Source organism: Pseudorhodobacter antarcticus, assembly GCF_900110135.1.
Lineage (GTDB): Bacteria > Pseudomonadota > Alphaproteobacteria > Rhodobacterales > Rhodobacteraceae > Pseudorhodobacter > Pseudorhodobacter antarcticus.
The window spans coordinates 13810-38832 of sequence record NZ_FOCO01000029.1; the positions used below are offsets into that span (position 1 = coordinate 13810).

General features: G+C 59.9%; 26 protein-coding genes. 10 read left to right on the forward strand and 16 right to left on the reverse strand.

The genetic code is table 11. The annotated features are described in order from the left end of the window. Positions 1-88 precede the first annotated feature (88 nt). The gene (gene katG, locus BMY36_RS13470; RefSeq protein ID WP_050521277.1) at positions 89-2257 is read left to right on the forward strand and encodes a catalase/peroxidase HPI; all 2169 of its coding nucleotides are present in this window, start codon (positions 89-91) and stop codon (positions 2255-2257) included. Between the two features lie 91 nt (positions 2258-2348). Here the strand turns inward: katG and BMY36_RS13475 are convergent, their stop codons facing one another. From BMY36_RS13475 to BMY36_RS13490, 4 genes are read right to left on the reverse strand one after another with little or no spacing between them, the layout of a single operon-like run. Beyond that, positions 2349-2777, reverse strand: coding sequence for a protein tyrosine phosphatase family protein (locus BMY36_RS13475; RefSeq protein ID WP_050521276.1), 429 nt, complete (start codon positions 2775-2777; stop codon positions 2349-2351). Between the two features lie 9 nt (positions 2778-2786). After that, on the reverse strand, positions 2787-3221 hold the full coding sequence (locus tag BMY36_RS13480) for a DUF6691 family protein (protein WP_050521275.1): 435 nt from the start codon (positions 3219-3221) through the stop codon (positions 2787-2789). Continuing rightward, on the reverse strand, positions 3221-3646 hold the full coding sequence (locus tag BMY36_RS13485) for a YeeE/YedE family protein (protein ID WP_050521291.1): 426 nt from the start codon (positions 3644-3646) through the stop codon (positions 3221-3223). Before BMY36_RS13485 ends, BMY36_RS13480 begins: the two co-directional genes overlap by 1 nt. A 16-nt stretch (positions 3647-3662) precedes the next feature. Further along, positions 3663-4526 carry an MBL fold metallo-hydrolase gene (locus BMY36_RS13490; protein WP_050521290.1) on the reverse strand — a complete coding sequence of 288 codons (864 nt, stop codon included), beginning with the start codon at positions 4524-4526 and terminating at the stop codon, positions 3663-3665. A 232-nt stretch (positions 4527-4758) separates the two neighbouring features. Here BMY36_RS13490 and BMY36_RS13495 point away from each other — a divergent pair, with 232 nt between their 5' ends. Both BMY36_RS13495 and BMY36_RS13500 read left to right on the forward strand, forming a co-directional pair. Beyond that, positions 4759-4956, forward strand: coding sequence for a hypothetical protein (locus BMY36_RS13495; RefSeq protein WP_050521274.1), 198 nt, complete (start codon positions 4759-4761; stop codon positions 4954-4956). Positions 4957-5084: 128 nt separating this feature from the next. Then, positions 5085-6929, forward strand: a complete 1845-nt coding sequence (locus tag BMY36_RS13500) for an enoyl-CoA hydratase-related protein (protein WP_139194055.1) — start codon at positions 5085-5087, stop codon at positions 6927-6929. On the opposite strand, the gene BMY36_RS13505 is transcribed toward BMY36_RS13500, so the two are convergent. After that, positions 6926-7141 (reverse strand): hypothetical protein, encoded by a 216-nt coding sequence (locus BMY36_RS13505; protein ID WP_050521272.1) that lies wholly within the window; start codon positions 7139-7141, stop codon positions 6926-6928. The genes BMY36_RS13500 and BMY36_RS13505 overlap by 4 nt on opposite strands. A gap of 203 nt (positions 7142-7344) precedes the next feature. Between BMY36_RS13505 and BMY36_RS13510 the strand changes: the two genes are divergently transcribed. Next, the gene (locus BMY36_RS13510) at positions 7345-7599 is read left to right on the forward strand and encodes a DUF2312 domain-containing protein (RefSeq protein ID WP_050521289.1); all 255 of its coding nucleotides are present in this window, start codon (positions 7345-7347) and stop codon (positions 7597-7599) included. Between the two features lie 25 nt (positions 7600-7624). Here BMY36_RS13510 and BMY36_RS13515 read toward each other — a convergent pair whose 3' ends face one another. Further along, positions 7625-8497 carry a hypothetical protein gene (locus BMY36_RS13515; RefSeq protein ID WP_074818808.1) on the reverse strand — a complete coding sequence of 291 codons (873 nt, stop codon included), beginning with the start codon at positions 8495-8497 and terminating at the stop codon, positions 7625-7627. 162 nt (positions 8498-8659) lie between these two features. Between BMY36_RS13515 and BMY36_RS13520 the strand changes: the two genes are divergently transcribed. Both BMY36_RS13520 and hydA read left to right on the forward strand, forming a co-directional pair. Then, positions 8660-10285 (forward strand): ABC transporter permease, encoded by a 1626-nt coding sequence (locus BMY36_RS13520; protein WP_244888674.1) that lies wholly within the window; start codon positions 8660-8662, stop codon positions 10283-10285. Positions 10286-10348: 63 nt separating this feature from the next. Further along, a complete protein-coding gene (gene hydA / locus BMY36_RS13525; protein ID WP_050521269.1) occupies positions 10349-11743 on the forward strand; it encodes a dihydropyrimidinase in 1395 nt (464 codons plus the stop codon). 2 nt (positions 11744-11745) lie between these two features. Here the strand turns inward: hydA and BMY36_RS13530 are convergent, their stop codons facing one another. Next, positions 11746-12486, reverse strand: a complete 741-nt coding sequence (locus BMY36_RS13530; protein WP_050521268.1) for an amino acid ABC transporter permease — start codon at positions 12484-12486, stop codon at positions 11746-11748. 9 nt (positions 12487-12495) lie between these two features. After that, positions 12496-13236: an amino acid ABC transporter ATP-binding protein gene (locus BMY36_RS13535; RefSeq protein WP_050521267.1), complete on the reverse strand. Its 741-nt coding sequence runs from the start codon at positions 13234-13236 to the stop codon at positions 12496-12498. A 127-nt stretch (positions 13237-13363) separates the two neighbouring features. Between BMY36_RS13535 and BMY36_RS13540 the strand changes: the two genes are divergently transcribed. Genes BMY36_RS13540 through BMY36_RS13555 form a run of 4 tightly spaced genes read left to right on the forward strand, consistent with a single transcriptional unit; the run spans position 13364 to position 16779 of the window. Further along, entirely contained in the window at positions 13364-14140 is a 777-nt protein-coding gene (locus tag BMY36_RS13540) for a transporter substrate-binding domain-containing protein (protein WP_050521288.1), read from the forward strand. A gap of 52 nt (positions 14141-14192) precedes the next feature. Further along, positions 14193-14837, forward strand: a complete 645-nt coding sequence (locus BMY36_RS13545; protein ID WP_050521266.1) for a glutathione S-transferase family protein — start codon at positions 14193-14195, stop codon at positions 14835-14837. Further along, entirely contained in the window at positions 14834-15517 is a 684-nt protein-coding gene (locus tag BMY36_RS13550; RefSeq protein WP_050521265.1) for a D-lyxose/D-mannose family sugar isomerase, read from the forward strand. The genes BMY36_RS13545 and BMY36_RS13550 overlap by 4 nt, the downstream gene beginning before the upstream one ends. After that, complete coding sequence (locus tag BMY36_RS13555; RefSeq protein WP_050521264.1) at positions 15508-16779, forward strand: glycerate kinase type-2 family protein; 1272 nt, start codon at positions 15508-15510, stop codon at positions 16777-16779. Before BMY36_RS13550 ends, BMY36_RS13555 begins: the two co-directional genes overlap by 10 nt. An 18-nt stretch (positions 16780-16797) precedes the next feature. Here the strand turns inward: BMY36_RS13555 and BMY36_RS13560 are convergent, their stop codons facing one another. The 8 genes from BMY36_RS13560 to BMY36_RS13595 form a co-directional block, all read right to left on the reverse strand. Next, positions 16798-19416 carry an AAA family ATPase gene (locus tag BMY36_RS13560; RefSeq protein ID WP_082224967.1) on the reverse strand — a complete coding sequence of 873 codons (2619 nt, stop codon included), beginning with the start codon at positions 19414-19416 and terminating at the stop codon, positions 16798-16800. After that, entirely contained in the window at positions 19417-20535 is a 1119-nt protein-coding gene (locus tag BMY36_RS13565; RefSeq protein ID WP_050521287.1) for a metallophosphoesterase family protein, read from the reverse strand. 107 nt (positions 20536-20642) lie between these two features. Beyond that, positions 20643-20876, reverse strand: coding sequence for a DUF2805 domain-containing protein (locus tag BMY36_RS13570; RefSeq protein ID WP_050521262.1), 234 nt, complete (start codon positions 20874-20876; stop codon positions 20643-20645). After that, positions 20869-21363 (reverse strand): CIA30 family protein, encoded by a 495-nt coding sequence (locus BMY36_RS13575; RefSeq protein ID WP_050521261.1) that lies wholly within the window; start codon positions 21361-21363, stop codon positions 20869-20871. Before BMY36_RS13575 ends, BMY36_RS13570 begins: the two co-directional genes overlap by 8 nt. After that, positions 21360-21755 carry a thiol-disulfide oxidoreductase DCC family protein gene (locus BMY36_RS13580; RefSeq protein ID WP_050521260.1) on the reverse strand — a complete coding sequence of 132 codons (396 nt, stop codon included), beginning with the start codon at positions 21753-21755 and terminating at the stop codon, positions 21360-21362. The genes BMY36_RS13575 and BMY36_RS13580 overlap by 4 nt, the downstream gene beginning before the upstream one ends. Beyond that, positions 21752-22966 (reverse strand): FAD-binding domain-containing protein, encoded by a 1215-nt coding sequence (locus BMY36_RS13585; RefSeq protein WP_050521259.1) that lies wholly within the window; start codon positions 22964-22966, stop codon positions 21752-21754. Before BMY36_RS13585 ends, BMY36_RS13580 begins: the two co-directional genes overlap by 4 nt. Then, entirely contained in the window at positions 22963-24249 is a 1287-nt protein-coding gene (locus BMY36_RS13590; RefSeq protein ID WP_231579797.1) for an ABC1 kinase family protein, read from the reverse strand. Before BMY36_RS13590 ends, BMY36_RS13585 begins: the two co-directional genes overlap by 4 nt. 465 nt (positions 24250-24714) lie before the next feature. After that, positions 24715-25023 (reverse strand): transposase domain-containing protein (locus BMY36_RS13595; RefSeq protein ID WP_139194056.1); only part of this gene is annotated, 309 nt, incomplete at its 5' end.

Genomic DNA, 25023 nt, shown 5'->3' on the forward strand with positions numbered 1-25023 from the left:
TTGCTGCCATCCCGGACCTTGTTTAGGAATCATTCTAGATTCTGGGCAGGCCCGGCCAAGTTAGATTTACCGAGAATAGGAGTTAATGATGGACGGAAACGATATTCCTGCGGGCAAATGCCCAGTCATGCACGGGTCCAAAACGGTTGCGGCAAACCCCACATCGGCCTGGTGGCCAAATGCGTTGAATTTGGACATTCTGCACCAGAATGACACCAAGCAAAACCCGATGGATGCGGATTTTGATTACCGTGAAGCGGTGAAATCGCTGGATGTGCCTGCGTTGAAGGCGGATTTGACCGCGTTGATGACCGACAGCCAGGATTGGTGGCCTGCCGATTGGGGCCATTATGGTGGCTTTATGATCCGCATGGCGTGGCACGCGGCGGGCACTTACCGTTTGGCCGATGGGCGCGGGGGCGGCAACACGGGCAACCAGCGTTTTGCGCCCTTGAACTCTTGGCCGGATAACGTGAGCCTTGATAAAGCCCGCCGTTTGCTGTGGCCGATCAAAAAGAAATACGGCAACGCGCTCAGCTGGGCCGATTTGATGATTTTGGCGGGCAATGTGGCTTATGAGTCGATGGGGTTGAAGACCTTTGGCTTTGGCTTTGGCCGCGCCGATATTTGGGCACCCGAAAAGGATATTTATTGGGGGGCGGAAACCGAATGGTTGGGGCCAAGTGACAGCCGTTACGATGATGTGACGATTGCGTCGACCATGGAAAACCCCTTGGCTGCGGTGCAGATGGGCTTGATCTATGTGAACCCTGAAGGCGTGAACGGCGTGCCGGACCCGCTGAATTCGGCGCATCATGTGCGCGAAACTTTTGCCCGAATGGCGATGAATGACGAAGAAACCGTGGCGTTGACTGCGGGTGGTCACACTGTTGGCAAGGCGCACGGCGCGGGCCGGGGTGAGGATATTGGCGCAGCCCCCGAAGGTGCGGGTTTGGAAGAGCAAGGCATGGGGTGGCGCAATGGCACCACCGCCAACAACGGCCTTGGTCGCCACACCATGTCCAGCGGGATTGAAGGGGCGTGGACCACGCATCCGACAAAGTGGGACAACGGGTATTTCAAGCTGTTGTTCAAATACGATTGGGCGCTGAAGAAAAGTCCGGCCGGCGCGCAGCAATGGGAGCCGATTGATATTGACCCGGCGGATATGCCCGTGGATGTAGAGGATCCGTCGATCCGCTGCATGCCGATTATGACCGATGCCGATATGGCGATGAAGATGGACCCGGCATACCGCGTGATTTCCGAACGCTTTGCCGCCGATCAGGATTATTTCAGCGAGACGTTTGCGCGGGCGTGGTTTAAGCTGACGCACCGCGATATGGGGCCAAAAGCCCGCTATATCGGGCCAGAAGTGCCTGCCGAGGATTTGATCTGGCAAGATCCGGTGCCAGCGGGCAACACAGGCTATGACGTGGCGGCGGTCAAGGCGCATATCGCGGCGGCAGGGTTGTCGCAGGCGGATATGATCAGCACCGCGTGGGACGCAGCGCGCACCTATCGCGGGTCGGACCTGCGTGGTGGGGTTAATGGCGCGCGTATTCGCCTTGCCCCGCAAAAGGATTGGGCGGGCAATGAGCCTGCGCGCCTGGCGGCGGTGTTGGCCAAGCTGGAACCGATTGCGGCGGCCACGGGTGCAAGCCTTGCCGATGTGATCGTGCTGGCAGGCAACATGGGGGTAGAGGCAGCGGCAAAAGCGGCGGGTCATGACCTGACGCTGGCCTTTACACCCGGGCGTGGCGATGCGACCGACGCGATGACCGACGCCGCCAGTTTCGACGTGATGGAGCCGTTGCATGACGGGTTCCGCAACTGGTTGAAAAAGGACTATGCCGTGTCAGCCGAGGAGTTGCTGTTGGACCGCACGCAGCTGATGGGCCTGACGGCGCATGAGATGACGGTTCTGGTCGGTGGGATGCGCGTTATGGGCACCAACCACGGCGGCACAAAGCACGGGGTTTTGACCGACCGCGTGGGGGCGCTGACGACCGACTTTTTCGTCAACCTGACCGATATGGCCTATAAGTGGGTGCCAAAGGGCATGAACTTGTATGACATGCAGGACCGTAAAACCGGGGCGGTGAAATGGACCGCGACACGGGTCGATTTGGTGTTTGGGTCAAATTCCATCCTGCGCGCCTATGCCGAGGTGTATGCCCAAGACGATAACGCGGGCAAGTTTGTGCGCGATTTCGGGGCGGCCTGGACCAAGATGATGAACGCGAACTTCGTGTGATCTTTGCGCCCCCCCCTTTGGCAAGGGGGGGCGTTTGAAGTGAAAAATGCCGGGCGCTGTGCCCGGCATTTTTTATTGTGTGGTAAGATGGTTAGCGGCTGGCGGCCATCGCGTCCAACTGATCGCGCAATCCTCCGAGTTCATAGCCGAAACGGGCGGGGATGCCGATCAGGTCATCGGTGGGCATTTGGCCCGCATGGGCCAACGCCCACACCACCGATGATCGGTTGCCGGACGCGCAGTAGGCCAGTACGGGGCCGCTGGATGCGGTGATCGCGGCGGCTTGGGCGGTCACGTTGTCCATCGTCATCATGCCGCCGATGATGGGGTTGATGACAAAGGCCAGGCCCGCTGCCTGCGCCGCCGTTTGCATGGCGGTTGCGTGGTGCGAGGGCGGGATTTCCCCATCGGGGCGGTTGTCGATCACAGTGGTAAACCCTGCGGCCTTGATCGCCGCCAGATCGGTCAGATCAATTTGCGGAGAAACGGCATAGGTGGGGGTGAGGGCGCGAATGTCCATATTTGGTCCTTAAGCTGCTTCAAACTGTGTGATGCGGGCGCGAATGGGTGGTGCAGCTAGCATACCTGCCGCCATCGCAATTAGAAAGAGCGCGCCCCCCCAACCGCCAAAGGTCAGGGACGCCATGGCGGGGCCGGGGCACAGGCCCGCAAGGCCCCAGCCCATGCCAAAAAGCACGGATCCGGTGACAAGGTTTGCGCCCAGTCTGGGGTCTGGTTTGCCCGGCATGGCCGTGCCGAGGAGAGATGTTTTGCGGCGTGCCGCCACGCGCCATGCAATCGCCATGGGCATAATCGCGCCGCTTAGTACGAAGGCAAGGGTGGGGTCCCATGCGCCGAACACATCCAGCCAGCCTTGGACCTTGGTGGTGTCGGTCATGCCGGACACCAGCAGGCCCGCACCGAAGATACCGCCTGCCAGCAGGGCAAAAAGGTTACGCAGCATCAGATCACCCTCAAGACATGGCGGAAGGTGACCATGATCAACCCGCCTGCCAACAAATAAAACACCGTGGCGACAATGCCGCGCAGCGACAGGCGCGAGATGCCGCAGACCCCGTGGCCCGAGGTGCAACCATTGGCCAGCCGCGTGCCGATGCCAACCAACAATCCTGCGGCGATGATCACGACTGGGTTTGTGGTGATGTTGGTTTGTGCGTCGCCCATCAACAGCGCCAAAACGGCAGGCACGGCCACCAGCCCCGCGATAAAGGCGATGCGTTCGGCTGATGTTTCGCGCCCCGACCCGTCGACCAGCCCGCCCAGGAGGCCCGATGCCCCCATAATGCGCCCATTCACCAGCAAAAACAGCGCCGCCGCACCGCCAATCATCAGGCCGCCGATCAAGCCCCAGATCCAATCCATTTCCATCATCATTTTCCTTGGGTTACAGGCCGTTGAGAGGCACTTTGAGATAGCGGGTGCCGTTATCCTCGGCTTCGGGCATGTGGCCCGCGCGCATGTTGATTTGCAAGGACGGAATGATCAGGCGCGGCATGGCCAGTGTGGCATCGCGGGCATCGCGCATGGCGATAAACGCGCCCTTGGATTTGCCCGCGCCGATGTGGATGTTCAGCGCTTTTTGCGCGCCCACGGTGGTTTCCCACGCGAAATCGTCACGCCCTGGCGCCTTATAATCATGGCCAACAAAAATACGGGTGGCATCGGGCAAGGCCAGAATTCTTTGCACGGAATCGTACAGGTTGGCGGAGGAGCCGCCTGGAAAATCACAGCGCGCTGTGCCAAAATCAGGCATGAACAGCGTGTCGCCGACAAAGGCCGCATCGCCCACGACATAGGTCAGGCAGGCGGGGGTATGGCCGGGCGTGTGCATGACATCCACACGCATTTGCCCGATCATCAGGCTGTCGCCATCGGCAAAGAGTTGGTCAAACTGTGATCCGTCGCGCGCGAACTGCGTGCCTTCGTTGAACACTTTGCCAAAGGTGTCTTGGACCACTTTGATATTCTGCCCGATGCCGATTTTGCCGCCCAGACGTTCCTGAATATAGGGGGCAGCTGACAGGTGATCGGCGTGGACATGGGTTTCGAGGATCCATTGCAGATCAAGGTCGTGGCCTTGCACATATGCCACCACCGCATCAGCGGAGCGGGTGTCGGTGCGCCCAGAGGCATAATCAAAATCCAGCACCGAATCGATGATCGCGCAGGCGATCCCATTGGGTTCGCGGGCTAGATAGGTCAGCGTATTTGTAGCCTCATCAAAAAAGGCGTGGATAAGGGGGGGCATGGCAACCTCTTGTTTGGCGATGTCTGGCTTATCATATAGCAGGTGTTTTTCATATTGCAAGTTTTGAATATATAGTAGAGGGCCAATCAGATTGATATGGGTCAAGGCCATGCGCAAAAGGGGGTGATAGGGTATTAAGCGGCTCGCCTCGCCGCAGTTGCCTGTACCTCGTTTTACCGTGATTCCGCGGCTGTATCGAACACCTGTTATTGGCTTTGAAAGGACGACACCGATGGATGACCCTATCAAGACACATACCACAAACGCGGCAACCGCCACGGCGGCCAATTCGCCTGCCGCCCCGTTGACAGGTCTGTTTGATGAGATGCAAGGGCTGATGGCCTTGATGCCGGGGGCGGCGCTGTCAGCGCAAAAGCCGCTGCTGACGGATGATGAAATCGAAGCGATGTTTGACAACATGCCGGTTTGAATACCGGCCTTTGGCGTGTTTTGACCCATTCGGGCGCGCATTATCCCGTTTAAGATTGCAAACCTTGGCCCCAGCACGAATAATTGGGCCAAGCGCGGGCGCGGGGCCTGCCGATTTTGGATGTTTCCATGCAAATTGCGCATTCGCCCAGCGAAACCGGACCATTTGTAACGCTTGAGCCGCGCGGTGCGGCCTTGGTTTTGTGGATCGACAATCCGCCCGTCAACGCGCTGGGCCATGGTCTGCGTGCGGGGTTGGCGGCAGGGATTGCTTATGCCAATGCGACCGCGCCTGTGCGGGCAGTGGTTTTGCTGGCGCGCGGGCGGACCTTTTGCGCAGGGGCTGATATTGCGGAATTTGGCAAACCGTTACAGGTGCCCGCATTGTCGGATTTGTGTGATGTGATTGAGGCGAGCGCCAAGCCGGTGATTGCGGGCTTGCATGGCACAGCACTGGGTGGCGGGTTGGAATTGGCGCTGGCGGCGCATGGGCGTGTGGCACTGGCCGATGCGCGGGTCGGGCTGCCGGAGGTTGGTTTGGGGATTTTGCCGGGTGCGGGGGGCACACAACGCTTGCCGCGCTTGATTGGCGCGGAACAGGCCTTGCGGCTGATGATTTCGGGAAAGGTCATTCCGGCGGTGGAGGGGTTGGCCTTGGGCCTGCTGGACAATGTTGTTGAGCAGAATTTAGAGGCTGCGGCCATTGCGATGGCGCTGCACATGACCGCTGCGGGTCGCCCTGTACCCACGCGGGATCGCCGCGATGGGATGCGCGACCCCAAGGCATATTTCGCGGCCGTGGCGACTGCGCGGCGGGCGCAGGCGGATGGGCCGTTGCCGGGACCCAAACGCATTATTGATTGCGTAGAGGCGGCGTATCTGCTGCCCTTTGACCAAGGCCTTGCGTTTGAGCGCGCCGCGTTTGACGGGTTGGTCATGTCGCCGCAGGCCGTGGCGCTGCGCCATGTGTTCTTTGCGGAACGCCGCGCGGGCCGGATGCCGGGCGCAAAAGCCAAGGCCAACCTTGTGGCGCAAGTGTCCGTGCTTGGGTCGGGGCCTGATGCGGTCATGTTGACGCGGGGCTTGCTGCGCGCTGGGTATAACGTGGCTTTGGTGGACCGCAACGCAACCGCGCTTACCGACGGGTTGGAGGCGATTGCCCTTGGTTTGGGCGCAGATCTGGCAGCGGGGCAGTTAAGCCAAGCCGCCCATGATACGCAGTGGGATTTGTTGGTGCCTGCCTTGCCGGGCGGGGATGGCGATGCCGCTGATATTTTGTTTGTGACCGGCGCTTATCGGTTGGCAGGCGCGCAGGTGCCCAGTGTTTCGGTCAAGGCTGGTGCGCCGATTGTCACGATAGGGCGGGTTGGGGATGGGGGCAGCCGGGCGCTGGGGCTGGTGTTGCCGCCCCCCACCCGCAACGGCGCGTTGGCCGAAATTTTGGTCACCCAAGGCACGCAGGATGAGGCGATTGCAACGGTGCTGGGTGTTTTGCAGCGGATGGGGCGGCTGGTGGTGCAAGGGCAGGGCGCAGGCCTGACGGCGGGTTTGGCCCAAGCGTTAAGCGGTGCGATGGATTGGTTAGAGGCGGGGCCCGGCGGGCAGGCCGTGATCGACCTGATGGCGCGTTGGGGCATGGCGCAAGACAGTGATCTGAGCAAGTCACAAGCGCTAGACTTGTTTCAGGGTGATGCGGCGCCGGTGTTGGGGGCGCTGGCCAATGCTGGATTGCGGCTGATTGGCGCGGACAAAGCGCTGCGTCCGTCTGACATTGATTTGGCGATGATCACGGGATTGGGATTTCCGCGCTGGGGTGGTGGGCCGATGTTGTGGGCGCAAGAGCGCGGGCTGTTGGTGCTGCGCGATGATTTACACCGCTGGGCGGGTGATGATCCGACGCTGTGGACGCCTGCACCATTGTTGGATGATCTGATCCGGCAAGGGATTTCGCTGGCCGATCTGAACGACGCTTAACCCAGCACGATGCCCACGACGACCAGCATCAACCCCAAGGCAGACACACCCAGCGCAGCCATGTTATAGGCGACCACTTTTTGCAGGCTGGCGCGGTTTTCATCCTCCGACAAGCCGGAATTGCGGGCACGCAAGGCCAGCAGAACGCAGTAACCCAATCCCGCCACGCCCAGCAGCGATATGGCAGCGCCGATCCAGATCAAGATGTCCATTCGATTACCCCTTTGCAAACCACGCTTTTGCCTAGCGCGTAGCGGAGCGTGTTGCATCTGGCAAGGGCGCGGCCCTGTGTTGGTCTGCAAATAGCTGCTTGGACGCTGGATTTATCTGCGTCAGGGACTGTTTTTGAAAAGGGACGCTTGAACAGCGCCCCTCTGCCGGGCTAGGAAAAGGTTCCCCTATGCATGAGGCAAAGATGAGCGATCCCATCGACCAATATTCCGTCACCGCCGACGAGCTGCGCGCGTTCATTGAACGGCTGGAGCAGTTGGACGCCGAAAAGCGTGACCTTGCCGAACAGCAAAAAGAGCTTATGGCAGAGGCCAAAGGCCGGGGCTATGACACCAAGGTGTTGCGCAAAGTTGTGGCGCTGCGCAAGCGCAAGCCCGACGACATTGCCGAAGAAGAAGCGGTTTTGGAATTGTACAAAACCGCACTGGGTATGCAGTAAGCCTGCGTGCGGGGTGAGGCCCCTTTTAGGGACTTAGAAAACTCACCCCGTCCATCGCGATAATGCGTGCCACGTCTTGGTCATAAGCATCGGTCATGCGGGCGACCAATTCTTCGGACCAGCCATCCATTTCGATGGTGACGTCGATTTGGTCTGCTTGTGCAAACTTATCCAGAAACGCGGATACCACACGGCGGCGTTGCCCTGCATTTTGGGGTGGATGTGTTGCCATGTACGATGCCATGCGCTGCATCCCATCGGCTGTCATGATCGAAGCGAGCAGATCATCGGTATCGACAAGGGTGATGTCATCACTGTGGCCAGATACGGCTTGCAACACTTCCGGCCATAAAAGCGGCGTATCTTCATCACACCAAACGGTGATAGCCACATCTGGGTTGATGGTGCGCAGCGCTTCAATCAATGTGGACCAGCGCAGGGTTTCCACCTCCACCCCGTCCATAAACTCTTCATACGCGCGGCCGTGCTGTTTTTGGAATACGGCGGGGACAAAGGTGGCGGGGTTGCGGATGGCGATGAAAAATTCTGTTTCCGCATTGGGGAATATTTTGCAAAAGGCGGCCATGCGTTCCGCGCCGGAACTGTAGATGCCGCGCCGCACAGCGCCTTGAGCATAGCCCAGAAAGTTGTCCCACGACAGGATCAGCCGGTCCACATCGGTTTCAGAGATGATTTGTTCCAGCACCATTGCTTGGGTTTCAGGGGGTGCTGGCTGGCCTTTCAGGGTCATGGCCGTATCGCGCAGCAACGTGCGGTATTTGGCAGGGCCGGGCACGATGATGCCTTCCTCTGCCAGCAAACCGCGATTTTTCAAAAGGCAGCGCAGCAGCCGCTCTTCATCCGTGCAATGGGCGCCGAGGTGGTAAACAATGCGCATTAAGGCCTTCCGCTGTGGATAGTGGGGCCGCAGGCGCGCTGCGGCCATTTGGCGAGACTATACTTGCTTTTCTGGACAGTTAAACCGCTTTCCTGTACCGAGTGGTTCATGACCAAGCAAAACACTCAACATCCTCAGATGGGCCGCCCGTTGGCCTATCATATGCGCAGACTGGTGCCCGATGTTTGGTCGCTGGGGGCTGGGTTGATTGCGCTGTTGGTGTTGGCCCCGGTGGCTAGTGTGATTTGGCTGGCGTTTCACCCGGTGGAAAACATTTGGCCGCATTTGATATCGACGGTGTTGCCGCGTTATTTGGGCAATACGTTGTATTTGATGCTGGGGGTTGGGGTTTTGACGGCCTTGGTGGGGACGGGGGCCGCGTGGTTGGTGTCGATGTACCGATTTGCGGGCAGCCGTTGGCTGGATTACGCGCTGCTGTTTCCATTGGCAATTCCGGGCTATGTCGGGGCCTATGCGTTGGTTGATTTCTTTGATTATTCGGGCGTGGTGCAAACGGCGTTGCGGGCTGGTTTTGGCTGGACGGATGCGCGCGATTACTGGTTTCCGGGCGTGCGCACGCGGGAAATGGCGGTGCTGGTGCTTTCAGCGGCCTTGTACCCTTATGTTTACCTGCTGGCGCGGGCTGCGTTCCGCGAGCAATCCAATTGCACCTATGAGGTGGCGCGCGCGCTGGGCACCGGACCTTGGGCGATGTTTTGGCGGGTGGGGTTGCCACTGGCGCGGCCTGCCATTGCGATGGGCGTGGCGCTGGCCCTGATGGAAACGGTGGCCGATTTTGGCACGGTGGACCATTTTGGGGTACAGACCCTGACCACAGGGATTTTTTCGGTCTGGTTAAGCGGTGGCAACGCCGGGGGGGCGGCGCAGATATCGCTGGTCATTCTTGCGCTGGTCGTGATGCTGTTGGGGGTGGAGCGGGTGAGCCGCCGCAACGCCCGGTTTCACGGCATGTCGCGGGCCTCGCGTCCCCTTGCCCCGCAGCAATTGACGGGGCCAAAGGGTTGGGCTGCGACTTTTGCGTGTTTGATCCCGTTTGGGGTTGGGTTTGTGTTGCCAGTGTCTGTGATGCTGGGGCACGCGGTCAAAAAGCCTGATGCTTGGGTGTCGCCGGGGCTGTTGGGCGCGTTGGGCAATACGATTGTGGTGGGCGGTGTGGCCGCGGTGTTGACCGTGGGGGGCGCGCTGTTTTTGGTGTATGGCGTGCGGATGGCGCGGCGCGGTGTGCCGCGATTGGTGTTGCCGTTGACGTCTGTGGGTTATGCTGCCCCAGGCACAGTGCTTGCGGTGGGCGTGTTGATTCCGCTGGCCGCTATGGACCATCATTTGGCAGACGGGATTTTGGGGCTGACAGGGTATGACCCTGGATTGGTGATGACAGGCACAGCGTTTGCACTGGTGCTGGCCTATATGGTGCGTTTTTTTGGCATTGCGCAGGGGGCGGTGGATGCCGCGTTTGGGCGGGTATCACCGTCCCTGCCAATGGCCGCGCGGTCGCTGGGGCGGGGCCCGAGTGGCACGCTGCGCGAGGTGTATTTGCCCTTGATGCGCGGGTCGGTTGCCACGGCGCTTTTGGTGGTGTTTGTGGATTGCGTGAAAGAGTTGCCTGCAACCTTGCTGTTGCGCCCTTTTAATTACAACACACTCGCCACCCGGGTGTATGAGCAGGCAAGCCTTGAACGCTTGGGCGATGCAGCGCCGGCGGCGTTGCTGGTGATGCTGGTGGGGTTGGCGGCGGTTTGGGTCATGGCGCATACCAACCGCGCATGATTGTGCGCTTGCATATGGGCTTGTGGCGGCTAGGGTTGGGGCATGTCACCGATGAGGCCCGCCATGACCGATATGCGTTTTGATCTGATTTTGTGGGGCGGGACCGTGGTGCTGCCGGACCGGATTGCGCAAGTTGATATTGGCGTAAAAGACGGCAAGATCGCGGCCATCGCGGATAGGCTGCCGCGTGGTGGTTGCGCAGAGGTTGATGCGTGCGGGCATGTGGTAGTGCCGGGCGGCGTGGACAGCCATTGCCATATCGAACAAATCTCGGGTGCGGGGTTGATGAACGCGGACACGTTTGAAACCGCCACGCGGTCGGCAGCGATGGGGGGCACGACGACCACCGTATCGTTCGCGGCGCAGCATCCGGGGCGGATGATGGATGGGGTGGTTCGGGATTACACGGCGTTGGCGGCGCGTGGCGCGTTGATTGACCATGCGTTTCATATGATTGTGTCCGACACCGGGAATGGCAATTTGGAACGGGACATTCCGGCGCTGATCGCGCAGGGGCATCGGTCGATCAAGGTGTTCACCACCTATGACAAAGTGCGCCAAGATGATAAATCCATCCTTGATCTGTTGATTTTGGCGCGGGATGCGGGCGGAGTGGTCTGTTTTCACGCGGAAAACGATGGGTTGATCCGTCATGCCACGGCGGCGCTGGTGGCGGCGGGCCAGACGGGCGCGCGTTATCACGCGCAGTCGCACCCCCGCGCCGCCGAAGTGGAGGCGATTGAGCGGATGTGCCACTTTGCCGAATATACGGGCGCGCGGATTGTGATTTTCCACGTCTCCACCACCCAAGGCGCGGATATTGTGCAGGCGGCGCAGGCGCGCGGCGTGCAGGTATTGGCCGAAACCTGCCCGCATTATCTGTTTATGACCGAGGATGTGTATGCGCGCGATGACCCCGCGCGGTTTGTCTGTTCGCCGCCGCCGCGCGCGGTGGCGGACCAAGCGGCACTGTGGGACGCGCTGGCGGAGGGCACGATTGGGATGGTCACGTCCGATCATGCACCGTACCGGATGGATGCATCGGGCAAGTTTGCGCATGGGGTGGATGCACCTTTCACCAAGATCGCCAACGGCATGCCGGGGTTGGAAACCCGGTTGCCTTTGATGTTTGACGCGATGGTAAGCCGGGGGCGGATGGGGTTGATGGCGTTTGCGCAAGTGACGGCGACGGCACCTGCGCAGGCATTTGGGCTGGTGGGAAAAGGTGCGATTGCGCTGGGGTATGATGCGGATTTGGCGATGTGGGATCCAATGCTGCGCCACACTTATGGGGCGAATGATTTGCATGATAATGCGGGCTATAACCCCTATCAGGGGATAAGCGTGACCGGGTTGCCCGTGACCGTCTTGTCGCGCGGGGACGTGATTGTGGCGGACCGTTGCGTGGTCGCCAAACCGGGCCGGGGGCGATGGTTGCCGATGGCCGCCCCCGGTTGATTTTACGCGGTGTCGGACGCTTTTAGGCGCCGTTCCAGCCAGCGCACCCCGGTCGAGACGATCAGGATCAGCACCAGATATTCCAGCACCAAAATCGTATAAATCTCCAGCGGGCGGTATTCGACGACGACCAATTCGTTGGCCTTGCGGGTCAATTCCTGCATCCCGATCACCGACACCAGTGATGACATTTTCAACATGTAAACCAATTGGTTGCCTAAGGCAGGCAAGATGCGCCGGATTGCTTGGGGCAAGATGACGTAGCGCATGGTGTCGCGGTAGTTCAGGGATATGGTCTGTGCCGCCTCATACTGCCCACGCGCGATGGATTGGATGCCTGCGCGAAAAATTTCAGCCTGAAAGGCGCTGTCGCTGAGGGCAAGCGCCAGCACGCCTGCCCAAAACACGTTCAGCGTGATGCCCGACAGTGTGGGCAGGCCGTAATAGACCCACAAGATAAGCACCAGAATGGGGACGGCGCGCACGATTTCCACGTAAGTGCGGTTGAACATGCGCCAGCCGCGCTTGGTGGAAAGGCCGGGTAGGGCAACGAGCAGGCCCACCACCACGGAAATTGAGATCGCGGTGACCGACATCAAAATGGTGTTATAGGCCCCGCTGGCCATGAATTTGAGGTTGGTCATGCCCGTGGGCGTGGTTGGGTCCACCACATACCATCCCCAGTTGCCGGAACAGCCGGAGAGGAGGAGGGTGAAAGACAGGAGCGTGAGGATGCGAAACATGGTGGCCCCTTAATGGTTCAAAATCTGGTTCAAAAAGGTCTTGAACCGAGGTGATTTGGGTGCGGTGAACACAGCTTCGGGCGTGCCAATCTCCACTATTTCACCCTTGTCCATGAACACGATGCGGTCGGCGACACGGCGCGCAAACCCCATTTCATGGGTGACGACAATCATGGTCATGCCCGATGCGGCGAGTTCGGTCATTACGTCCAACACCTCGGCGATCATTTCGGGGTCCAACGCGCTGGTGGGTTCGTCAAACAGCATGATCCGCGGTTCCATGCAAAGTGAGCGCGCGATGGCAACGCGCTGTTGCTGGCCACCCGACAATTGGCGCGGGAATTTATCGGCCTGATCGGGAATCTGCACGCGGGTCAGGTACATCAGCGCGCGGTCGCGGGCCTGGGCGTCCGTCAGGCCCAAGGCGCGGCGCGGACCAAGGCACAGATTTTCCAGCACGGTCAGATGCGGGAACAGGTTAAATTGTTGGAACACCATGCCAACCTGTCCGCGAATTTTTTCCAGATCGACGGGGGCATCGGTTAGCGTCGTGCCACCCACAGTGATCTGGCCTGCCTCATGCGCCTCTAACCTATTGATACAGCGTATTAATGTGGATTTTCCCGAACCAGAAGGGCCGCAGATCACCACACGTTCGCCATTTGCCACATCCAGCGACACATCGCGCAGCGCCTGAAAGTCGCCAAAGAATTTGGAGACGTTTTGCATTTGGATAATTGGATCGGCCATAGTGGGCACCTTTGCAGTTGATCAACGCACGGCTGAAAACACCGCGCTGTCGCGTTTTCGCAAGCGGATTGCATTTCCAATCGCCGCAATGCACCTATGTGTAGCGAATGAACTGGAAGGGAAACCCATGAAATTTTTGAAAATCGCGGCCGCTGTGGCTGTTTTGGCGGCAGGCACGGTCCAAGCCCATGCTCAATCAGCGTTAAACGACATTCTGTCAAGCGGCGTGTTGAAGGTTGGCACCACGGGCGATTGGAACCCGATGACGGTGCGCGACATCGCGACCAACGCCTATAAAGGCTTTGATATTGATGTGATGACGGCCATGGCGACCGATTTGGGCGTCACGGTGGAATTTGTGCCGACGGACTGGAAAACGCTGGTCGCGGGGGTCACCTCGGGGCAGTACCACATCACGGGGTCTGCGTCGATTTCGGCGGCACGCGCCAAGGCGGCGGGGTTTTCGGACAGCTATTTCTCGCTGGTCACGGTGCCTTTGACGCTGAAAGAAAATGCGGCGCGGTTTACAGGCTGGGAGTCGCTGAATGCAGCGGATGTTTCTGTGGCGGCCACGCTGGGCACCACGCAAGAAAGCCAAGTAAAGCAGTATTTCCCCAATGCGACCCACCGCATTGTCGAAGCGCCTGCGCGTGATTTCCAGGAAGTGCTTGCAGGCCGCGCCGATGCCAGCATCACCTCAAACGTGGAGGCGAACATGCTGGTCGCCCAATATGACCAGTTGATGATCGTGCCCGTGGATGCAGGCCGGTCGCCCACCCCCGTGGCCATGCTTATGCCACAGGCAGACCAAGTGTGGATCAACTATGTCAACACATGGATCGCGCTGAAGGCCGAGCAAGGCTTTTTTGATGAGCTGGCTGTGAAGTGGCAAGTCGCCAAGTGACAGGGCGGGGCAGGGGCCGCCTTGGTCCCTGCCTTTTTGGGCGGAGTGCTTTATGCTGACAATCTATTCGGTTCCCGTGGCGGTCTATTGCGCCAAGCTGCGCATCTTGATGGCCTATAAGGCGATCCCTTTTACTCAATTGCCACCGCCGGGTGGCTATGGTTCCGCCGAATATCGCGCGATTGTGCCATCGGGCAATTTGCCTGCGATGGTCCATGACGGGTTTATGCTGGCGGATTCCGAGGCGATTGCCGAATATCTGAATGAGGCGTTTGGGGCCGTGCCCATGCTGCCCGAAAGCGTCCAAGACCGGGCCAAAGCGCGCGAGTTGAGCCGCTTTCACGACACACGGCTGGAACCTGCGGTCCGCGCGATGTATCCGCAAGTGGCACATGCAACCCGCGATGGGGGGGCAGTCGTGGCGGGTGGCGGGCTGATCTCCAAACATCTGGCATCGTTGGATTTGCTTTTGTCCACCAGCCCTTTGGACCCGACGCGACTGTGGATTTGCGATTGCGGATTTGCGGTGACGTTTGCGTGGATCAAGGCGTTCGAAGCGGCATTGGATTTGCCCATGGTGTGGCCCGCACGTGTTCAGGCGTATTTTGACCGTTTGCAAACCTTTGACGCCGTCGCGCAAGAGTTGGTCGCCTATCGCCCGGCGATGACGCAGTATTTGGAAAAAGCAGCGCCATGAAACGATCCCGCATCAATGAAATTATGGCCGAATCCGGGGATATGATCCGCCATCATGGCTGTGTGTTGCCGCCGTTTGCGGCGTGGTCCCCGGACCAGTTCAAGGCGCATGCGCCTGTGGCGCAAAATGTGATTGCTGCGCGGTGTGGCTGGGACATTACCGATTATGGCGCGGGGCGATATGACCAAATGGGGTTATTTTTGTTCACCCTGCGCAATGGGCGGTTGGCGGATCTGCAGCGGGGTGGCGGCATGTGTTACGCAGAAAAGCTGTTGATATCAAAACAAGATCAACTTTCGCCGATGCACACCCATTTGCTGAAGGCCGAAGATATTATCAACAGGGGCGGGGCCACACTGGTGGTGGAATTGTTCGGGTCCGATGATCAAGGTGGCTTTGCGCCAGATCGGGGCGGTGTGGTGTTTTGTGATGGTATCCAGCGGCGGTTTGCACCGGGGGAAAAGCTGCGGCTGGCACCGGGCGAAAGTGTGACCCTGATGCCCGGTGATTGGCATGCGTTTTGGGGTGAAGGCGGCGATGTTTTGATTGGTGAAGTGTCGACGGTAAACGACGACGAAACCGACAATATCTTTCGTGAGCCTATCGGGCGATTTGCGTCGATTGAGGAAGATGTGGCGCCCACGCATTTGCTTGTCAGCGATTATCGCACATGGCTGTGACCGATCCCCGCACGCTGTTGGAACATTTGTTTGCCACTGCGGTCGCGCGCGCGGACCCCATGCGCAGCCTAAGCCAGCATCTGCCGCCCAAACCTGCAGGGCGCGTGGTGGTGATTGGGGCCGGCAAGGCCAGCGCGCGCATGGCCGAAGCGGTGGAGGCGGCGTGGGGGCCTTGTGAGGGGTTGGTGATCACCCGCTACGGCTATGCACGGCCTTGTCAGGGGATTGAGGTTGTGGAGGCGGCGCATCCGGTGCCGGATGTGGCGGGGCAGGTGGCCACGGCGCGGATGCTGGATTTTCTGGCGGGGTGCGAGGCGGATGATTTCGTTTTGGCCCTAATTTCGGGCGGGGCATCGGCGCTGTTGTGCGCCCCTTCGGTCGGCGTGAGTTTGGCTGAGAAGCAAGCGGTCAACGCGGCGCTGCTGGCATCGGGTGCGCCGATCGACAAGATGAACATAGTGCGCCAACACCTAAGCCGGGTTAAGGGCGGGCAATTGGCGGCAGTGGCCCATCCTGCACAGATGCTGTGTTTGATGATTTCCGATGTGCCGGGGGATGATCCTGCCTTTATTGGGTCGGGCCCGACTGTTGGCGTGGCAACGACACCGCAAGACGCCCAAGACGTGCTGGCGGCATGGCAGATCACGGTCCCAGCCAGCGTGATCGCGGCGCTGTCGCGGCCATCCGGTGTGATTGCGCCCTATGATCTGCGGCTGTCGCGTGTCACCAATCATATCTATGCCGCCCCCGCCCAATCGTTACAGGCCGCCGCCGATGTCGCGCGGGCGCAGGACATTGAGGTGGTTATCCTTGGCGATGCCATTGAGGGGGAGGCGCGGGACGTTGCGCGCGCCCATGCCAAGCTGGCCTTAGAGGCGCGGGCAAGCCGTGCGCCGGGGGCACGGCCGTTGCTTTTGTTGTCGGGCGGAGAGGTGACGGTGACGCGCCGCGGGGATGGTATTGGCGGACCGAACGCCGAGTATTGCTTGGCGTTAGCACTGGCTTTGGGCGGTGTTGATGGGGTACATGCGCTGGCCTGTGACACCGATGGGGTGGACGGCGCGGCAGAGGTTGCGGGGGCCGTGATCGGGCCGGGCATGCTGGACCGCGCGCGTGCCATTGGGTTGGACCCGCAACAGATGTTGGACCACAATGATGCCCACAGTTTTTTCGCAGCCATTGGCGGGCAGGTTGTAACAGGCCCCACCTTGACCAATGTGAATGATTTTCGCGCCATTTTGATTGAGGCGGCGGCGGGTTGAGCGTTGATGGGGACGCGATTACAGGGGTGTCACCTCAAATTTGGGGCGGGTGCCGCCCAAATCTTGAAATGCCAATTGGCGGCATGAAAACACGATGATTTGTTGGTCTTTGGCCACGCGGGTCAGGGCGGTAAACATCTTGATGATGCGATCATCATCTGAATACACCAGCGCGTCATCCAAAATGATCGGCATGTGGCGGCCTTGGTGCGCATAAAGGCGGGCAAAGGCGAGGCGCGTCAGAATGGCGATTTGTTCGCGCGTGCCGCCCGATAAATCCTCCAGCGGTTCGTCGGTATCGGCGCGCGAAAGACCATTGGGAAGCAAGCTGTCATTGTCAAAGCGCAAGGCGGCATCGCTGTGCAGGATGGACAAAAGGGGTTTCAGTGCCTCTTGGATTGGCCCGAAATAGAGGTCGCGTGCGGCCACGCGCTCCGCTTCCAAAGCGGATTGCAGGCGGGTCAGGGCGGCGGCCTTTTGGGCCAGCCGCGCCTCCGCCAGACGGGCGGTATCAAGTTGGCCAGCCAGATCGTCGCGGCGTTCCTCAATCCCGTTTCCGGCAAGCGTTTGGATTTGCGAGGAAAGGGCCGCGCGGCGTTCGCTGACTTGGGCGCGTTCGGTTTGGGCCGCCTTGATCGCCGCTTCGGCACGGTCCAATTCGGCCTGCGCAGTATCAATGTCGGGTGCGGCGGCGATAAGGCTTTGCAGCTTTGTGTGTGTGTCGATCAAGGCGGCGTCGGTTTGGGCGTGGCGGCGCAGCAGATCTGCACGCTGGCTGTCATGGCTTTCCGCTGGGCCTGCGTTGGTGCTGGCGTGGTCAAGTCGGGCGTGCGCGGTGTCTGCGGCCGCCTCGGCCTTTATGGCGTTTTCGCGGGCGGCTGTATGGTCGCAGTCTGCTTGGGCCCATAGGATTTGGGCGGCGGTTGCAACGGTTTCGGCCTGAGACACCGCCGCATCCACATCTGCAATTGCGGGAAGGGGGGCATCATGCGCCGCTGATGCAGTCAGATCTGCTTCGGCTTTGGCGCTGTGCAGTGCTGCGATGCCAGCGGGGGCAAGCGCGTCAAGGATGCCTTGGGCGCGGTCAAATTGTATCTGCGCTTGGGCGCGGATTGCGGCGATGCGACGGGCATCTGGCACGTCGGTTGCACCCGTTTGGGCCAACAATCCATCAAGTTTAACCTGCGCCGCTGCAAGCGTGGCCTTTACTTGTGGCCCTGCCGATTGGGCAAAAATTGATACTTGGCCGATCCCGGGCAGACGCAGCACCGTCTCCCCCTCCAGCACGATAGGTTGGTTGGCCGGCAGGTCTGCGCCATTCTGTGTGATGCGCGCGGCGGCGTCATAGGTGACGCGCAATGTGGTTGCAGTGGCCGAGATAGCGTTTGTGTGCAGGGCCACATCTGCCGCAGCGGTTTCGACCTTTTGCAGCCACGCTGGTGTCGCACCGGACGCCTTGACCACCGCGTTGGCCGTGTCACGTTCGGTTGAGATGGACTGGGCCTTGGTGATTTGCGTGGTCAAAAGGGCGGCATCGTTGCGAGCCTTGCGCGCGGTGATTTGCACCCGCGTATCTTCCAGCGCTGCCCGCGCGATGGCCACGGCGGTCAAGGCTGTTTGGTGCTGGGCCGCTGCGTGGTCCAAGGACAGCTTGCGCGTCGCAGTGTCAATTTTGGCTTGATCAGACGCTGTTTTTGTTTTGTTGACAAAGGTTTGTGCCGTTTGCAGCCCATCTAATGCGGCAAGAAAACTGTCAAGGTCGTTGCGGGTGGCCTTTGTGTGCAACGCGGCCAGATCGTGGTCTTGGCGGGCCACCGTCACCAAACCTGCATGGGCGCGGGCCGCATCAAGGGCGGTTTTTGCCAAGGCAAGGGCCGTGTCGCGGCGGGTTTTACCCTCTGGGCTGTCCAGCCGGTTTAGGGTGGATTCCGCCTGTTTGCGCGCGACCAATGCCGCGTTCAAGGCGGTAACTTGGGCATTTACTGTCGCAAATTCTGCCTCTAGCGCTGCAACATCATCGGCGGCTTGTTTCCAAACCCCTCTTTTGGTTCCGCGTTGTGTGGCAAGGTCGCCCAACGCGTCGGCCACGGCCCGCATTACGCGGTCCATACGCCGGCCGCCTGTCATAGCGTCAATTTCGCCCGCGACCGAGGATAACAAGTCGCGCCGCGCGTCCATCGCTTGCGTCTTTTCGCGGGCGGTGTCGGGTTCCAACCCCACAAGACCTTGGCGCACCCACAACAATCCTGCGGGCCCATCGCTGGCACTGCCCAAAAGGGCGGCGATCCAGCGTTCGGCCTCATCATCTTGGGCGATGGTCGTGTTATCGGACAGGCGGGTCACTTTTGCAGATTTACGCGCCAAGAACCGTTTTTCGACGCGAAATTCGCCTTGATCGGTGGCGATGTCTGCAGAGATTTCAACGCCGCCGCCCGCATAGGGTTGCAGCGATTTTACGGGCTTTGACGCGGTGCTGTATTTTTCAAAGAACAGCGCGTGGATGGCGTCAAAGAAGGTGGATTTCCCAAACTCATTCGCCTCGGATAGCACCGTGATGCCTGTGCCAATCCCGGTGATGGAGGCGCGTTGGCCCGTGAATTTGCGCACATTGCTCAAGTGGAGGGCAAGGATTTTCACCTATTCCTCCAATGCGACGGCAAATAGATGGGACAGCGCATCTTGGGCTGTGGCGCGGGTTTCGGTGGACAGGTTTGGGTCTGCCGCCTCGACTGCCAATGCGGTGGCGGCGGCGCGCAAGGCGCCTTGGCTGTCGAGGGCGTCCAGATCGCTGGTGTCATGGGTCATCCGGCAGCCCGACAGGTCGGCGCGGTGCCACAGAAAATCGGCGGCGGTTTTGGTGATGCTGGCGTCCAATGCAAAGCGGTCCAAGGGGCCGATATAGCCTGCCACGTTCAAATCAAACAGCGTCAAGGCGCGGGCGGGCAAAGGGGGCAGGGTGGTGCGATGTGCCACGGTTATATCGGTCATGCCCGTCAGGTCCAAACGGGAGCGCTGCCAGTGGATGGTTCCTGTTGGCAAGGGCGTGATGTGCGGCGGGGCGGTGGGCCCTTGCAGATGCACCAACAGCGCAGCGGGCGTCTTGTCGTGTTTGAAACCATCGGCCTCGGGCGCGCCGGAATACCACGTTTGCGGCCCGATTTGCAGCTGCCCATGCCAATCGCCAAGCGCGAGATAGGCCAGCCCTGCGCGGCGGGCGCGGTCGGGGGCGATGACGGAGGACCCGCCTTCTTCGCTGCTGTCAAAATCGGTGACGGAGCCATGCGCAAGCCCTACGCGCAGCGCATCGCCCGTGGCTGCATCATCAAACCAATCTGTCAGGTCGCGGCCGGGGTGGCGTTCCGCAGGCGGGGCGGGCAGCAAGGTGGCATGGGGCGTCAAAGCAAAGGGGGTGGGGGCCAGTTGCACGGCGACATTGGGGGGGGCATCTTGCGCAATTTGGCGCCACAGTTCCGTCGCGTTGGCGTGGTCGTGGTTGCCGGGCATCACCACCCAAGTCACATGTTCAGCCGCGCGCATCATGTTCAGCGCTTGGCGGATCACCTGCGGGCTGGGGGTGGTTTGGTCAAACGTATCGCCTGCCAGCAGGATGTGGCTGGCATTGTGCGTGCGGGCGAGGGTGGCCAGACGCGGCAGCACATCAGCGCGGGCTTGGCGCAAGCGTGCGCGCACATCTTCGGGAAAGCGGCCAAAGGGTTTGCCCAGATGCAGGTCAGAGCTGTGGATGAAGGTGATCATCAGGTATAGGTTCCGCGCCAATGGCTGTGCCCGCGGGTTGGGCGAAAAGGCTTTGGCCAGTGAACCTTAGGTGCTGTGCAATGTCCAGCGGCGCGTGCGCTGCGGGGTCATTTATAGACGGCGCGTCTGTCGCCAAAGTCGCGCACCCGTTTGCGCCACGCTTTGTAGCTGCCCGGTTTCAGGGTGGTGCGCATCAGCGCTTTGACTTGCGCATCATTCAGCCCGTATTCGCGTTTTATATCGGCAAAGCCGATATGATCGGACAGCGCCATTTGCACAATGTCACTAATGTGCGCCGGGTCGCTGATATGTTCAGGTGGCAGCTTTGGGGTGTCATTCATTTTCGGGGCCTTTTGTGGATTTGTACAGGTGCACGGCTGCAACCGCCACGTCAGCATCAAAGGCGCGGCCTATGGCCAGCACCCCGATGCGGCGCAGTTGTGTGGGGTTGAACAGGCTGTCGGTTTTATGCGCCGTAAGTGTAGCAAACGGGATATGGACCGTCTGCCATTCGCGGGAGGTCGAAAAGGCCGTGCGAAAGGATTGCCAAGGCCGGGTCAATTGATCTGTACGCAAACGCAGATCATAGGTTTGGCCATTGCCGCAGACATCCAGCGCAATTCCATCCCAAGCGCTGGCATCTAGCGCGGTTCCGTCTGTGTGCAGATAAGTGGCCATCTGCACAAACCCTCCGTTATTTTCCAACGACACCTGCCCTTGCAAAACGGCTGCAGGGCGGCCATTGACCACCGCATGGTGCAGGGTGCCAGTGGACAAACCACCCATCACACCATCGGCGACAAAGCCCCAATTCAGGTGCAGCTTCACGACTTTTTGCCTGTTTTGGCGGTGCGGCGCAGGCGGGCGAACAGCCTTTGCGTGAAGGGGCGTATTTTCAAAAACCCATCATAGGTCAAGTCCATCACCCAAAGCATTCCCGGCAGATCGGACAGGCGCGCCAACCAACGCCAGCCCGGCAAGGCGCGCCAGACCCGCACAAAGGCCGCGGCCCCCAACAAAATCTGACCATCGGGTGTCATCACATGAAACCGTGCCATTGCGGCGGCTTGGGTCATGCCTTCTGGCAAACTGGCCGGCTGTGAGACGTCAACCCACGTCAATGCGCCTGCGCTGTCTTGGTCGCGGTAGACCGCGATTTCGGCGGAACACAAAGGGCAGGATCCATCGTAGAAAACGGCGCAAGTTGGGGTTTGGGTCATGGCTGGTCCTTTGTGGCAGGGGGCAGCATGTTTGGCGCTGCCAGATAATGGGGGATTTTTTGCTTCACTTTGAAAAACCCTGCGGTGCAATCGGGCCATATCATCGCATCCCACGGGCGCTGCAATTCTGCCAAGGTCAGGCCAGCGGCGATGATCTGTGGCATTGCGGCGTGCAGCCAATCGCGCATGGGGCCTGTGGTCGCAAAAGGGGTGATGATTTGCTGTGCGCCGCATTGTTTGGCGTGTGCGATCAGCGTGATGGGATCGAGGGCAGGCAAAAGGGCGGTATCGGGGGCGCCTATGCGTTGGGCGGCATCCATCAGTGCGCCCGCCTCAAGCGCGTGTACAGATGGGGCGACGGGGTGGGTGGATTTCAGGTGACTGGTGGTCAAGGCCAAGGTGCCCACGAGGGGCACCCGGCCAAGGTCAAAATCCTGTATGCTGCAATCTTGGTCGGAGAGGAGGAGGAGGCTGGGGCGATGTGGGTCTGGATTTAAGTGCGCATGCAAAGGGACGGGTTGGGGCAGCGGCATGGCCGTTGGCCCGGAGTGGCGATGGGCCACTTGGGCGGCATCGGGTGTGATGCGCCCATTGGTGAAGGTGGCAATATTATCGGCCTGCGCATGGTAGGTTTTGCCAATCGTGTGCAAACCCGCCACCCAGCGCCAGCCCAATGTGTTTGAAGCCGCGTCACCGTCAAGCAAATGCTGCATGAAAAAATCCGCGCCCAGCCGCCACGGAAGGCCCAAGCTTAACACCCAGATTGAGGCGAACCACATGCGCGCATGATTGTGCAAATAGCCATTCTGCACCAATTCCTGCGCCCAAATGTCCATGCAAGGGGTGCCGCTGTCACCTTGTGTTGTCTGGGTGTAAATTTTGCGCTGATCATGGGTCAGATTTGCAAGATCGCTGGCAATGCCATCGGCATAATCGCGCCAAATGCTGGGGCGAAGTTCCAGCCAGCCTTTGAAATAGCTGCGCCAGATCACCTCGTCGATAAACTTGGCGCAGGGTTTAGCACCGTGTTGGTCGATTGCGGCGGCGATCACCTCGGCCTCGGTCAGCAGACGGCAGCGCAGGTAGGGCGACAGTCGCGAGACGGTGGACTGTGCGCCCAAGTCATAATTGCGCCGGGCGGTGTAATCCCCTGCCATCTGTGGGGTAAAACGTGTCAGGTGTTGCAAGGCGGCGGTGCGGGTGGGTGTCATTGATATTCTGCCAATAGGGGGGCCAAGGGGATGCGTGCGCCAAGGCGGTGGGCCAAAAGGAAAAGCCCGGCGGCTTTGCGGTGCAGATACAGCACCTCCATCGGGGGGACATGCGCGAAATCGCCGCCCGTGCCCAACGCAAGCCCGCGGTCACGCAGCCGGTGCAAAAGATCGGTGGTTGCAAAGTCAAACGGCTGGTCCGATTGCAGGGGGGCCAATGCCATTTGCATCATATCAACGAGAGCGGTTTGCATGTTGGGGGCGGTTGTCGTGTCAAAATAGCCAATGGCGCGCGCGGATTGGTCGATTGCAACGCGGTCTGTGGCGGCCAGCATGGCACGAAACTGTGGGGCCAGATCGGGGCTGAACGACCGGGTCGCGCCAAAATCCAGCAAAACGATTTGCTTGGTCACGGGGGCAAAGCGGAAATTGGCAAAGTTGGGGTCGGTTTGCATCAGGTTAAAACGGAAAAATTCATCCATGATCAGGCGGATAAGCAGGGTGATGACACGGTCGCGGTCAGCTTGGGGGGCGGTGGCCATATCTTCAATCGGGTGGCTGTCAATGAAATCCATCGCCAAGACGTTCGGACTGCTTAGGTCACTGTGCAGTTTTGGCACCAAAAACGCAGGGTTTTGTGCCAAAAGGCTGCCAAATTGCGCCAGTTGCGCCCCTTCGCGCAGATAATCCGCCTCTTCATGCAGTTGCGCGCGTGCTTGGGCCAGCATTGGCGCAAGGTCTAATGCGCCCGGCACCATGCCCGACAGGCGCAAAAGGGCGGCCACGTTTGATACATCGGCATCAATGCTGCCGCGCACACCGGGGTATTGCACCTTGATCGCCAGATCGCGGCCATCCTTGGTCTGTGCGCGGTGGACCTGCCCGATAGAAGCGGAGGCGATGGGGCGCACATCGAACCGCGCAAAATGGCTTATCCAACCTTTGCCCCATGCGGTGTCCAGCACGCCGCGCAATTGCTGGGGGGGCATATGGTCAGCGTCGGCGCGCAACTGTGCAAAGACCTGCGCCACCTCACGCGGTAAAAAATCACCCGTGTCCATAGAGATGAGCTGACCCATCTTTAACGCTGCACCCCGCAGTTGTGATAACTGCTGTGTCACCTTGCGGGCGTTGGTGGGGGTCAGCAACAAATCGGACAGGTTTGGACGGTTTCCCGATGCCACTTGGTGGACTGCGCCCACGGCCAAACGCCCCCCAATCCCAGCGACCAGCCCGCCCAAACCGACCAGCCGCGCAAAGCTGCTGCTAGGAACGGGGGACACATTGGGTTGATAAGCATTTACGCGCGGCGGCGTGGGCATTGATCGGCTTTCTGTGTTCATTTCCCGTATCTAGGGCAAATGATGATATTTACAGGTGGCGCGCGCTGTTTTTTGTGATGTGCTGATGGTTTTGCAATCGCCGCTTTGCCTGCGTACTTTTGATCCGCTCGCGGGTGCGATGCGCTGATAAACCCTAGCTGAACAGCACTGCGGGATGCCGAACTGGACTGCGCAAAAAACAAGCCATGGTGGATTGAAAGGGCAGATGGAGGCCCACAAAGGGCTCTCGCACATTCCTTGATTATTTCTTTTTTATTTTGGTCCTGCCGGGCCTGTTTGTCTTAATCACCTTGAAGGCGGTCTTGGCGCTTGCGCGTGACATAATTTGACTGGGCTGTTCTTCGACCCGGTTAAGGGTATGGAAGCGCTGCTGTTTCGTATCCGTCCGGTCTGACTGGTGTTGACTTATTCGGCAGCCCAGTTCCATGGCATGAGTTCTTCGAGGCGGGTCATCTTGTGGTCTGCAACGCGCTCGAGAACCCAGCGAAGCCAGGCTTCGGGATCTACCTTGTTCATGCGGGCGGTTTCGATGAGCGTGTAGGCTATGGCCGCAGCTTCACCGCCGCCCTTTGATCCCATGAAGAGATAGTTTTTGCGGCCGAGAGTCACCGGCCGAATTGATCGCTCACAGATGTTGTTGTCCAGCTCGAGCTGGCCGTTTTCAAGATAGGCCCGGGCCTTGGGCATGCGACCGAGCGCATAGCGGATAGCCTC

Bases quoted from the DNA above. Each gene is read 5' to 3' on its own strand.
- katG (WP_050521277.1), top strand. From the start codon at position 89: ATGGACGGAAACGATATTCCTGCGGGCAAATGCCCAGTCATGCACGGG.
- BMY36_RS13475 (WP_050521276.1), bottom strand. From the start codon at position 2,777: ATGGACATTCGCGCCCTCACCCCCACCTATGCCGTTTCTCCGCAAATT.
- BMY36_RS13480 (WP_050521275.1), bottom strand. From the start codon at position 3,221: ATGCTGCGTAACCTTTTTGCCCTGCTGGCAGGCGGTATCTTCGGTGCG.
- BMY36_RS13485 (WP_050521291.1), bottom strand. From the start codon at position 3,646: ATGGAAATGGATTGGATCTGGGGCTTGATCGGCGGCCTGATGATTGGC.
- BMY36_RS13490 (WP_050521290.1), bottom strand. From the start codon at position 4,526: ATGCCCCCCCTTATCCACGCCTTTTTTGATGAGGCTACAAATACGCTG.
- BMY36_RS13495 (WP_050521274.1), top strand. From the start codon at position 4,759: ATGGATGACCCTATCAAGACACATACCACAAACGCGGCAACCGCCACG.
- BMY36_RS13500 (WP_139194055.1), top strand. From the start codon at position 5,085: ATGCAAATTGCGCATTCGCCCAGCGAAACCGGACCATTTGTAACGCTT.
- BMY36_RS13505 (WP_050521272.1), bottom strand. From the start codon at position 7,141: ATGGACATCTTGATCTGGATCGGCGCTGCCATATCGCTGCTGGGCGTG.
- BMY36_RS13510 (WP_050521289.1), top strand. From the start codon at position 7,345: ATGAGCGATCCCATCGACCAATATTCCGTCACCGCCGACGAGCTGCGC.
- BMY36_RS13515 (WP_074818808.1), bottom strand. From the start codon at position 8,497: ATGCGCATTGTTTACCACCTCGGCGCCCATTGCACGGATGAAGAGCGG.
- BMY36_RS13520 (WP_244888674.1), top strand. From the start codon at position 8,660: ATGCGCAGACTGGTGCCCGATGTTTGGTCGCTGGGGGCTGGGTTGATT.
- hydA (WP_050521269.1), top strand. From the start codon at position 10,349: ATGACCGATATGCGTTTTGATCTGATTTTGTGGGGCGGGACCGTGGTG.
- BMY36_RS13530 (WP_050521268.1), bottom strand. From the start codon at position 12,486: ATGTTTCGCATCCTCACGCTCCTGTCTTTCACCCTCCTCCTCTCCGGC.
- BMY36_RS13535 (WP_050521267.1), bottom strand. From the start codon at position 13,236: ATGGCCGATCCAATTATCCAAATGCAAAACGTCTCCAAATTCTTTGGC.
- BMY36_RS13540 (WP_050521288.1), top strand. From the start codon at position 13,364: ATGAAATTTTTGAAAATCGCGGCCGCTGTGGCTGTTTTGGCGGCAGGC.
- BMY36_RS13545 (WP_050521266.1), top strand. From the start codon at position 14,193: ATGCTGACAATCTATTCGGTTCCCGTGGCGGTCTATTGCGCCAAGCTG.
- BMY36_RS13550 (WP_050521265.1), top strand. From the start codon at position 14,834: ATGAAACGATCCCGCATCAATGAAATTATGGCCGAATCCGGGGATATG.
- BMY36_RS13555 (WP_050521264.1), top strand. From the start codon at position 15,508: ATGGCTGTGACCGATCCCCGCACGCTGTTGGAACATTTGTTTGCCACT.
- BMY36_RS13565 (WP_050521287.1), bottom strand. From the start codon at position 20,535: ATGATCACCTTCATCCACAGCTCTGACCTGCATCTGGGCAAACCCTTT.
- BMY36_RS13570 (WP_050521262.1), bottom strand. From the start codon at position 20,876: ATGAATGACACCCCAAAGCTGCCACCTGAACATATCAGCGACCCGGCG.
- BMY36_RS13580 (WP_050521260.1), bottom strand. From the start codon at position 21,755: ATGACCCAAACCCCAACTTGCGCCGTTTTCTACGATGGATCCTGCCCT.
- BMY36_RS13585 (WP_050521259.1), bottom strand. From the start codon at position 22,966: ATGACACCCACCCGCACCGCCGCCTTGCAACACCTGACACGTTTTACC.